A 10,147-nucleotide genomic window follows, 5' to 3' on the forward strand; every position below is an offset into this window, starting at 1 on the left:
ACCATATCAAGCGCGTCAATCACATGGGATTTAAGCCCCAGCATACCGGCTTCGAAAACCGCAAAAAGCCCGACCGGACCTGCGCCAATAATGGCAATATCTGTGCTATGCGATGCGTCTGACATATTTATTCCATCCAAATAAAATCAAATTTGGGTAGGGGGCTGCCCCCAAGCCCGGCGGTGTGCGGGATTTCTTATGCAGCGAGATAGCATCTGGAACACGATATCGCAATGTAAACCGGCCTTTTTCCGGGTTTGCGCCGTGATTTGAACCACACGTCTCAATCGGCTTCGCAAAATCATTGCGAAGTGCCGCATCAACCCCCTAAAACAGAAGGCAAGAGCCATTCAAAAGACGGACATCATGAGCAAGACAGTCACTGTCAGCGATCAGAACGGGACCGAAGCCCTTGCCGCCAAACTTGCCGCTGTTGCCAAGGCAGGGGACGTGATTTTGATGCATGGGACACTCGGCATGGGCAAAAGTGCGTTTTGCCGTGCCTTCATTCGGGCGGTTGCCGATAATCCGAACGAAGAAGTCCCCAGTCCGACCTTCACGCTGGTTCAGATCTATGAGCTTGATCGCGTGCCGATCTGGCATTTTGACCTGTATCGCTTGTCTGATCCCGAAGAAGTCCACGAGCTTGATATCGAGGATGCCTTTTCCGATGCCATCAGCCTGATCGAATGGCCAGATCGGTTGGAATATCTGACCCCGGAAAACCGTCTTGATATTCATATCGATCCCGGATCGACCCCGGATGGCCGTGTGTTCAAGCTTGAGCCGCATGGCGAAGACTGGGATGCACGGATCAATGATCTGGTGGTAAGCCCGTCATGAACCGCGCAAGCCCCGATCAGGAACGCCGTAACGCCGAACGCCAGGATTTTCTCGTCACCTGTGGCTGGCAGACCGCGCAGGTCATGCCATTGGTTGATGATGCCTCGGCGCGGAAATATTTCCGCCTTGAACGGCGCCATGACACCGCCCTTCTGATGGATTTTCCGCCGACGGCCATTCATGTCGATCCGCACGGCATTCATGACAATCCCGAACGCCCGGCATCCGTTTCACCAGTTCTGCAAACCACAAACCTGTTCCAACAGGCCGGTTGGCGGGTGCCCGAAATCTATCAGGCCGATGAAAAGCGCGGCTTGGTCCTGATCGAGGATTTTGGTGACATCACTTTTACCGAGGCGCTCACGGGCAGTGCGATGCTGGATGGCACAACGCAGGATGCGCTTTATCTGCGTGCCATCGAACAGCTGATCACCCTGCATCGGTTCTGCGACGGGGGCGGGATGAATGATTGCGGTCTGGTGCGCTATGGCCCGGAAAACCTGCGCCGGATGCTTGCAAGCTTCAAGGCGGATTATCTGCCACTCATCATCCCGGACGCAGCCAAGCGTGATGCGGCAAGCACCGCCTTTGATCAGCTTCTTGAAACCGTGCTGCCACTGTGTTGGCAGGTCGGTGAGGTGATCATTCACCGCGATTATCATGTCGATAACCTGATGTTGGTTGAAAATGGCGAGGGCGGTGATGATTGCGGCATCATTGATTTTCAGGACGCGGCAATCGCACCAAGGCCCTATGATCTGACGTCGCTTCTGCGCGATGTGCGCCATGATATCGGCCCGGACCTTGAAGCGCGGATGAAGGAATTCTATCTTGCTGCTTTCCCTGATATTGATCGTTCTGATTTCGAAACGGCCTATATCGCGACCTCTATGGTGCGCAATTTCCGTATCCTGGGCCGGTTTGGCTGGCTTGCGATCAAGGCCGGAAAGACGCGCTATTTCGACTACATCCCACGTTGTTGGGAGATGATCCTGCGCGGGGCAGCAGAAAAACTGCCAGCCCTTCAGGATTGGGTGGATGTCCATATTCCGTCCGATGCGCGCAGAGCCCCGGCACTCGCCAAAACCCAGAACCTGTCAGGCGAAGAGGAACAATCATGAGCGCACCAGAAACAAAGGCACAGGCCATGGTTCTGGCGGCTGGCCTTGGCAAACGCATGCGCCCGATCACCGATACCATGCCAAAGCCGTTGATATCGGTCGCTGGCAAACCGATGCTTGATCATGTGCTTGATAAACTGGCAAACGCCGGTGTCACGCAGGCGGTGGTCAACTCGCACTATCTTGGGCAACAGATCATTGATCATGTCGCCAACAGAACTGCACCCGCCATTGTGACCTCTCCCGAGGAAGACCTGCTTGAAACCGGCGGCGGGGTGAAAAATGCGCTTTCGAAACTCGCCGAAGACGCAATCCTGATTGCCAATGCCGATGTTTTCTGGACCGAGGGCCGGGACCCGCTGTTTGATCGCCTGATCAATGCCTTTGACCCCGATCACATGGATGCGCTTCTGGCCCTCTATCCGGTGGCAGATGGCTATGGCTATGACGGGGCAGGGGATTTCTTCTGGCAGGTGGATGGGCGCTTGAAACGGCGCGGTGATGCGTCCGAGGCCCCCTATTTTTTTACCGGGGTGCAAATATTGGCACCGCATCTGTTTGAAGACACGCCCGATGGGGCTTGGTCGCTGAATGTTGTTTATGACAAGGCGCTTGCCGCTGGACGGTGTTATGGTCTGGTCCATGATGGCGGATATTTCCACATCGGCACGCCAGAGGCGCTCAAGGAGTCCGAACCAGTCATCGCAAAGGCGCTTGAGGTTGAGCGCGCCAAGAAAGCCGCATCCGGGGGAGTTTGATGGCCGACCTGTTTGATTACATGGACGCGCCCGACTATGACGAAGCTTCCTTCGCGGGGGAGGCAACGCCGCCCTCAAACCTGTTTTTCATTCCGCCCGGCGTTGCCTTTGCCGATCTGATCGCCAAACAACTGATGGCGGAAACCGCCGATCAGCCAGATACCTTGCCCGACTATGTCCTGATGGTGCCCAATCGCCGATCCGCCAAGGTGATGCGTGATGCCTTTTTGCGGCAGTCCCAAGGCGCGGTGACCCTGCTTCCGACCATTCGTCCGCTGGGCGAGGCCGACGAGGATGAATTGGCGATTTATGGTGCGGGTGGTGAACAAGCTGCCCTTGATCTGCCGCCCGCCATCCCCGATCTGCAGCGTAAATTGCTGCTCACCCAGCTGATCATGGGGCGTCCCGATCATCGCGGTGAAAAACCAACCGCCGATCAGGCCGCCCGCCTTGCCGGCGAACTCGCACGCTTTCTGGATCAGGTGCAAACCGAAAACTGCGCCTTTGACGATCTTAAGGGCCTGGTCCCCGAAGAATTCGCCGAACACTGGCAGCTCACCCTTGAATTCCTGCAAATCCTGACCATTCACTGGCCGGGTATTCTGGCATCGCAGGATGTCAGTGACCGGGCCATGCGGCGCAATGCCCTGATTGCGGCACAGATTGATCTATGGGCAGAAAACCCGCCCGAAACGCCGGTGCTGATTGTCGGCTCAACCGGCCCGTTCCCCGCCTTGCGAGATTTGATGGCTGCGGTGCTTAGAATGCCGCAGGGCCGGGTGGTCCTGCCCGGTCTGATGGCGGGGCTCAGTCAGGAAGACTGGGCGGCGATTGCCGATGATGCCGCCCATCCGCAACATCTTCTGGGCAAGACATTGGGCCATATCGGCCGTCATGCTGACAGTGTTCTGCCTTGGCCCGCCCTTGACGCGGAAAGTGATGCCACGATCGAGCGCCGCCGTCTGGCCCGCGAGGCATTGCGACCGGCCAAAACCACCCATCACTGGCGTCACATCGCTGGATTTAGCCCGGATGTGATGGATGGCGTTTTGCGCGTCGATTGTTCTGGTGCGCGTGAAGAGGCAACCACCATTGCCCTTATGATGCGCGAAGCCCTGGAGCATCCTGAAAAGACCTGCGCGCTGGTCACCCCGGATCGTGGCCTTGCGCGGCGTGTGGCGACGGAACTACGCCGGTGGGAGGTCGAAATTGATGATTCGGCCGGTATCCCGCTTCATGACACAGCGCCGGCAATCTATCTGCGCCTTGTGGTGCGTGCCGTGCAGGAAGAATTCGCGCCCGTTCCGTTGCTGGAACTTCTCAAACATCCAATGTCGGCGGCGGGACTTTCACCCGAAAACTTCCGGGTTCTGACCCGATTGCTTGAAAAGGAAGTTCTGCGCGGTGCCCGTCCGGGTCCGGGGCTGGATGGGTTGCAAACCGCCCTTGATGGCTGGTGCGAGGATACGGTCGCCCGCCTTATCGCTTCCGGGGCAGACAGCGCCATTGGCCGGATTGAACGCATCCGCGATGATCATGCGCGCCTTAGTGATCTGGTGGAACGCATTAAAACCTGCCTTGATCCGATTGATGATCTGACTGGCGATAAAACGCACGCGCCAGTTCATCTGCTGCGCAGTCATGTTACGGCGGCTGAGGCGCTGGCAGCCAGTGATACGCAAACCGGTGCGGATCGCCTGTGGCGCGGCGAAGCGGGCGAGGCATTGGCGGATTTCGTCCATGAATTGCTGAATGCGCTGACGGATTTCGCGCCGATGCCGGGCAATCGGTATAGCGCGTTTCTTGATGCCCTGATGGCGGATCGCGCGGTGCGTCCGCGTTATGGCAAACATCCGCGCCTGTTTATCTGGGGCACGGTTGAAGCCCAGATGCAGCAGGCCGACCTGACCATTCTGGGCGGGCTCAACGAAGGCGTCTGGCCGCCCGAGGCTGGGGCCGATCCATGGATGAGCCGCCCGATGCGAAGCAAGTTTGGCTTGCCTGCCCCCGAACACCGGGTCGGTCAATCGGCGCATGATTTCCAGCAACTGTTTTGTTCGCCCAATGTAGTGATGACCCGTGCGCTGCGTATCGAAGGCACGCCAACCGTGCCGTCACGCTGGCTGTTACGGATTGAAAACATTCTGCGCAAATCCCGCGTTTCGATGGAAAAGCCCGATGCGGCCGAGTGGCGTGCACTGGCTGATCTTATTGATGAACCGGCCTCGAGCATGCGGATCAAGATCGGACGACCTGCCCCCAAACCGCCTGCATCGGCGAGGCCGGATCGACTTTCGGTGACCCAGATCGAAACATGGATGCGTGATCCTTACGCTATCTATGCCCGTCATATCCTTGGCCTGCGCAAGCTTGATGGTATCGACGAAGATCCCGGTGCAGCCGATTACGGCAACCTGATCCACGACGCCCTTGATCAGTTCATCGCTCGTTATCCCGAACATTTGCCACCGGATGGCGAACATGAATTGCTGATCATTGGTCGCGAAGTGTTCAAGCCGCTTGCGGCACGCCCCGGTCTTTGGGCCTTCTGGTGGCCACGGTTCGAGCGCATCGCAAAATGGTTCATCCAGACCGAAGCCGCCCGGCGCGATGCCGTGCGTAAATCCTATACCGAGCAGGCCGGAACCCTTGATACCAGCAGCGGTTTTCAGGTCTATGCCCGTGCTGACCGCATTGATCAGCTGCGCGATGGCGGGATTGCGATCATTGATTATAAAACCGGTGCACCACCCAGTCAGGGCGATGTTGCCAACGGGTTTGCCCCACAATTGCCGCTTGAAGCCGCCATTGCCGAAAAGGGTGGCTTTGGCGATGTGCCCGCCGGTCCCCCGGCCAGCATGGCGTTCTGGAAACTCTCGGGCGGCGATCCGGCAGGGGAGATCGTTGAAATCAACACAGACCGGATGAAAACCACGCCAGCAGAGCTTGCGCATGCGGCGGTGGATGGTGTGAATGGGTTGGCGGCGGCCTTTGCCGATCCTGCAACGCCCTATCTCAGTGTTCCGCATCCCGATCACGCGCCGAAATATTCCGATTATGTCCATCTCGCACGTCTGCGCGAATGGATGGGCAGCGAAGATATCGAAGTGCTTGATGATGTTGATAATGGTGGGGAGGGTGATGCGTCATGACCGAAATGCGCGGAACTGATCCCAACGTCCTGCAACGCAATGCGTCTGATCCGACGGCATCCGTCTGGGTGTCGGCCTCAGCCGGGGCGGGCAAGACCAAGGTGCTGTCTGATCGCGTCTTGCGTCTGATGCTTTCGGGCACTGAGCCACATCGTATTCTGTGTCTGACCTTCACCAAGGCCGCGGCGGCCGAAATGGCCAACCGTGTGAATGAACGATTGGGTCTGTGGGCGACGATGGAGGATCGCGACCTTCAGGCCGATCTTGCAAATCTTGCCGGTGCAGCACCCAGTGCCGATGAAACCATCCGCGCGCGTCAGCTTTTTGCCCGTGTGCTGGATGCGCCGGGCGGAATGAAAATCCAGACCATCCATGCGTTCTGTCAGTCGCTTTTGAGACGGTTTCCACTGGAAGCCGGTCTGGCGCCGCATTTTGAAATCATGGATGATCGCACAGCCGCCGAAACCATGGCCGATGTGCAGGAAGAGGTACTGGCATTCGCCCGAACAGGCCGTGATGATGATCTGGCCCATGCCCTTTCTGTCGTCACCGGTCAAGTCCGTGAAGGTGCCTTTGGCGAGGTCATGAGCGAGCTTGCCCGCGAACGTGGTCGGCTGAAACGCATGCTGGCCAATCTTGGCGGGGCCAATCGCATGCGTGATGCGGTGTATAAGGCGCTTGGTGTGCCGGTCGGACTTGATGATGAAACCATCCTGACCAAGGCCCTTTCCGATGATGCCTTTGACCGCGATGGCTTGCTGCGCGGGTTGGCAGCACTTGAAGCCGGAACCAAAACCGATATCGCCCGCGTGCCGGCATTGGCGCAGTTTCTTGAAAAGACGAATGTCGAAGACCGCCTTGCGGTGTTTAACGAATATCGCAGTGTCTTTTTCACCACGGCGGGTGAACCGCGCGCCAAACTGATCACCAAGGGGGCGGCTGAAAATCACCCGATGGGGGCCGATGCGCTTGAACAGGAATGTGCGCGTCTGGTCGAGGTCGATCGCCAACGCAAGGCCGCCGCAATGGCCGGTGCGACATCGGCGCTGATCACCATCGGCAATGCGATGCTTGATCGCTACGCCACCAAAAAGGCCCTGCATGCCCGTCTTGATTACGATGACTTGATCCTGACCAGCTTGCAGTTGCTGCAACGTCAGGCCGGAATTGCCGGCTGGGTATTGTTCAAACTGGACGAAGGCCTTGATCACGTCCTGATTGACGAGGCGCAGGATACCAACCCCGAACAGTGGGAAGTGGTGCGTATTCTGGCCGAGGAATTCTTTATCGATGCCGGGCGCCATGCCGATAAGCCGCGCACCATCTTTGCCGTCGGGGATGCAAAACAATCGATCTATAGCTTCCAGCGCGCTGATCCGGAAAAGTTCGCCGAAATGCGCCGTTATTTCCGCGAAAGGGCGCGTGAAATTGCTGCCGACTGGCGCGAAGTACCGATGAACATCTCGTTCCGGTCCACCGATGCGGTGCTGGGCACCGTGGATCGTGTCTTTGCCGGTCCGGTGGCACGGCAGGGTGTGGGTGATGACGGGGCAGACGTGCAGCACAGCCCGTTCCGTGTCGGGCAGGCCGGGCGGATTGAACTTTGGCCGGCCGTCGAGCCCGAAGAACGCGCACCAGAAGACCCATGGACGCCGCCGACCCGCATTGTCCGCCTTGAAGATCCGGAAATCCGCCTTGCCCGCGTCATTGCCGGGCGCATCCGCCATGCGATTGATGAAAAGGAAATCCTGACATCGCGTGGCCGTCCGGTGCGGGCAGGTGACTTCATGATCCTTGTGCGCCGTCGTACCGCCTTTGTCGATGAGGTCGTCAAGGCACTTAAGGAACGCAACGTTCCGGTCGCCGGTGTTGACCGCATGCAAATCACCGATCAGCTCGCCGTGATGGATCTGGTGGCATTCGGGCGGTTCCTGTTGATGCCCGAAGATGACCTGACACTGGCCGAGGTGCTTAAAAGCCCACTGATCGGGCTTGATGACGATCAGTTGTTTGAAATTGCCCATAACCGGCCGAGAACCCTGTGGCATGCGCTGCGTGAAAAGGCGGCTTTGGTCGAAGACGGATCACCGTTTGCACGCGCCTATGCCTTTTTGTTCAAGTGGCTGGGCCGGGTTGATTACGAACGCCCGTTTGAACTTTATGCCGAATTACTTGGCGGGCGGGGTGAAGAAGCACGTGGTGTCCGTGCCCGTCTGGTGGGTCGTCTGGGGATCGAGGCGAACGATCCGATTGACGAATTCCTGAACCTCGCCATGGGTTATGAAGCTGATCATGCGCCAACGCTTCAGGGCTTCCTGCACTGGCTGATGGCGGGCGATGCAGAGATCAAGCGTGACCTTGAACAAAGCGGGCGTGATGAAGTCCGCATCATGACCGTGCATGGTGCCAAGGGGCTTCAGGCCCCCATTGTGTTCCTGCCCGATACCATGCAGGTGCCGACACAGGCCCCGAACCTGTTCTGGCAGGAAGACCGCAATCTGATGTTCTGGCTGCCGCGTGTGGCGCTTGAAACCGATCTTGTTGCGCGCCTGCGCGATGACATCGCGCTCAAACGCGATCAGGAATATAACCGGCTGCTCTATGTCGCCCTGACACGCGCCGAAGACCGGCTTTACATCTGTGGTTGGCAGGGGCGGCGCAAGGCGCCTGAGCATTGCTGGTACAATCTGTGTAGCCAAGCGATGGAAGGCTACGCCAAACCGGCCCAGATTGATCTTTCGACCTATTCCGGATCGGGATGGGAAGGGGAAGGCTGGGTTTGGGAAACCGATCAAAGTCAAGCGCCCAAACCGGACCGTTCAGATGATATTTCGGATTCAAAACAATCTGCAAAACGCCAATTAATTCGGGCAGTTGCGCCAGAAGAATCCTTCCCGCCAAAGCCACTGGCTCCCAGTCGGCCGTTCGAAGACGAACCGGCTGTTCAATCGCCGCTGGGTGGCGATCAGGGGCAAAGCTTCAAGCGTGGTCTTCTGATCCATAAGCTTTTGGAACTTCTGCCAGATCTGCCGGAGCAGGCCCGCCGGAAGGCAGCCGAACGTTTCCTTGCCCAGCCCGTCCATGCGCTTGATCCCGATCTGCAGGTCGAAATCGCCAATGAAACGCTGGGTATTTTCGATAATCCGGCCTTTGCCCCGGTATTTGCGCAGGGATCACGTGCGGAGGTGCCGTTGGTTGGTATCGTTGGCGGGGATGTGGTTTCGGCCCAGATTGACCGGCTTGTCGTGCGCGATGATGAAGTGATGATTGTCGATTATAAAACAAATCGTCCGCCGCCCCGCGATGTCGAAGACACGCCGCGTGCCTATCGTCGCCAGATGTCGATCTATCGCGCGGCCTTGGCGCAAATGTATCCGGGCAAAAAGGTCAGGTGTTTCATTCTCTGGACCAACGGGCCGTGGATGGTAGAGTTGCCCGATCACATTCTGACATTTGGTTAGGGAACCGACTCTGCAGAACGCCTGCTTTGACGAAGATCGCTTTCGCGCGGATCGCCCAATGCGCTTGACGTTTGCGTCAGTGCTGCCTACCTTGGCCTCATAAAGCGGATCGAGGTTTGCGGGTTCGCCCGCCTTGCCTCGTAACAACTAGGATCTGAAAGTATGACCACGATTAAAGTTTCCGACGGTTCGTTCGATACCGACGTTCTGGGTTCCAACGACCCGGTTTTGGTCGATTTCTGGGCTGAGTGGTGCGGTCCGTGCAAACAGATTGCCCCATATCTCGATGAAATCGCTGGTGAACTGGGCGGCAAGCTCAAGATCGCCAAGGTGAATATCGATGAAAACCCGAACACCCCGGCGAAATACGGTGTTCGTGGCATCCCGACCCTGATGATCTTCAAGAGTGGCGAAGTCGCTGCGATGAAAGTCGGCGCACTTCCGAAAAGCGCTCTTGTCGACTGGATCAACCAGTCGATCTGATCTTCATCGGATCACAGAATACGAAAAAGAGGCAGGCTGCAAATCAGCCTGCCTCTTTTCATTTGGTGTCTTATTGCCGCAATGGGCAGCAGGTTACGCAGCACGGATATCCTTGAGGAATTCCTGAATTTGGCTCAGCAGAACCTGCGACTTGTCGGTCATGCTGTCAGATGCGCGCAGGACTTCGTTAGATGCCTGACGTTCTTCTTCGGCAGACTCGCGAAGTCCGACAACGTTGTGGGCGACTTCTTTTGTGCCCGACGCAGCTTCGGCGACGTTGCGCGCAATTTCACCGGTTGCCGCATCCTGTTCGCTGACCGCAGCTGCAA

General features: G+C 57.7%; 6 protein-coding genes and 2 pseudogenes. 6 read left to right on the forward strand and 2 right to left on the reverse strand.

The window, feature by feature from the left end; translation table 11 throughout:
- A pseudogene (locus B3Z49_RS06740) lies at positions 1-125 on the reverse strand (ferredoxin--NADP(+) reductase); the annotation flags it as partial.
- Positions 126-366: 241 nt separating this feature from the next.
- On the opposite strand from B3Z49_RS06740, the gene tsaE reads away from it, so the two are divergent.
- From tsaE to trxA, 6 genes are all read left to right on the forward strand, one after another.
- Complete coding sequence (gene tsaE / locus B3Z49_RS06745) at positions 367-843, forward strand: tRNA (adenosine(37)-N6)-threonylcarbamoyltransferase complex ATPase subunit type 1 TsaE (RefSeq protein WP_296989216.1); 477 nt, start codon at positions 367-369, stop codon at positions 841-843.
- Positions 840-1,964, forward strand: a complete 1,125-nt coding sequence (locus B3Z49_RS06750; protein WP_296989219.1) for an aminoglycoside phosphotransferase family protein — start codon at positions 840-842, stop codon at positions 1,962-1,964. Before tsaE ends, B3Z49_RS06750 begins: the two co-directional genes overlap by 4 nt.
- The gene (locus B3Z49_RS06755; protein ID WP_296989221.1) at positions 1,961-2,722 is read left to right on the forward strand and encodes a nucleotidyltransferase family protein; all 762 of its coding nucleotides are present in this window, start codon (positions 1,961-1,963) and stop codon (positions 2,720-2,722) included. The genes B3Z49_RS06750 and B3Z49_RS06755 overlap by 4 nt, the downstream gene beginning before the upstream one ends.
- Entirely contained in the window at positions 2,722-5,874 is a 3,153-nt protein-coding gene (addB, locus tag B3Z49_RS06760) for a double-strand break repair protein AddB (RefSeq protein WP_296989223.1), read from the forward strand. Before B3Z49_RS06755 ends, addB begins: the two co-directional genes overlap by 1 nt.
- Complete coding sequence (addA, locus tag B3Z49_RS06765) at positions 5,871-9,335, forward strand: double-strand break repair helicase AddA (RefSeq protein WP_296989226.1); 3,465 nt, start codon at positions 5,871-5,873, stop codon at positions 9,333-9,335. Before addB ends, addA begins: the two co-directional genes overlap by 4 nt.
- 162 nt (positions 9,336-9,497) lie before the next feature.
- Entirely contained in the window at positions 9,498-9,818 is a 321-nt protein-coding gene (trxA, locus tag B3Z49_RS06770) for a thioredoxin TrxA (RefSeq protein WP_296989228.1), read from the forward strand.
- 93 nt (positions 9,819-9,911) lie between these two features.
- On the opposite strand, the pseudogene B3Z49_RS06775 reads toward trxA, so the two are convergent.
- Positions 9,912-10,147: pseudogene (locus tag B3Z49_RS06775) on the reverse strand (methyl-accepting chemotaxis protein); the annotation flags it as partial.

Source organism: Thalassospira sp. UBA1131 (genome assembly GCF_002311515.1).
In the GTDB taxonomy this organism is placed as follows: Bacteria; Pseudomonadota; Alphaproteobacteria; order Rhodospirillales; family Thalassospiraceae; genus Thalassospira.

Bases quoted from the DNA above. Each gene is read 5' to 3' on its own strand.
- tsaE (WP_296989216.1), top strand. From the start codon at position 367: ATGAGCAAGACAGTCACTGTCAGCGATCAGAACGGGACCGAAGCCCTT.
- B3Z49_RS06750 (WP_296989219.1), top strand. From the start codon at position 840: ATGAACCGCGCAAGCCCCGATCAGGAACGCCGTAACGCCGAACGCCAG.
- B3Z49_RS06755 (WP_296989221.1), top strand. From the start codon at position 1,961: ATGAGCGCACCAGAAACAAAGGCACAGGCCATGGTTCTGGCGGCTGGC.
- addB (WP_296989223.1), top strand. From the start codon at position 2,722: ATGGCCGACCTGTTTGATTACATGGACGCGCCCGACTATGACGAAGCT.
- addA (WP_296989226.1), top strand. From the start codon at position 5,871: ATGACCGAAATGCGCGGAACTGATCCCAACGTCCTGCAACGCAATGCG.
- trxA (WP_296989228.1), top strand. From the start codon at position 9,498: ATGACCACGATTAAAGTTTCCGACGGTTCGTTCGATACCGACGTTCTG.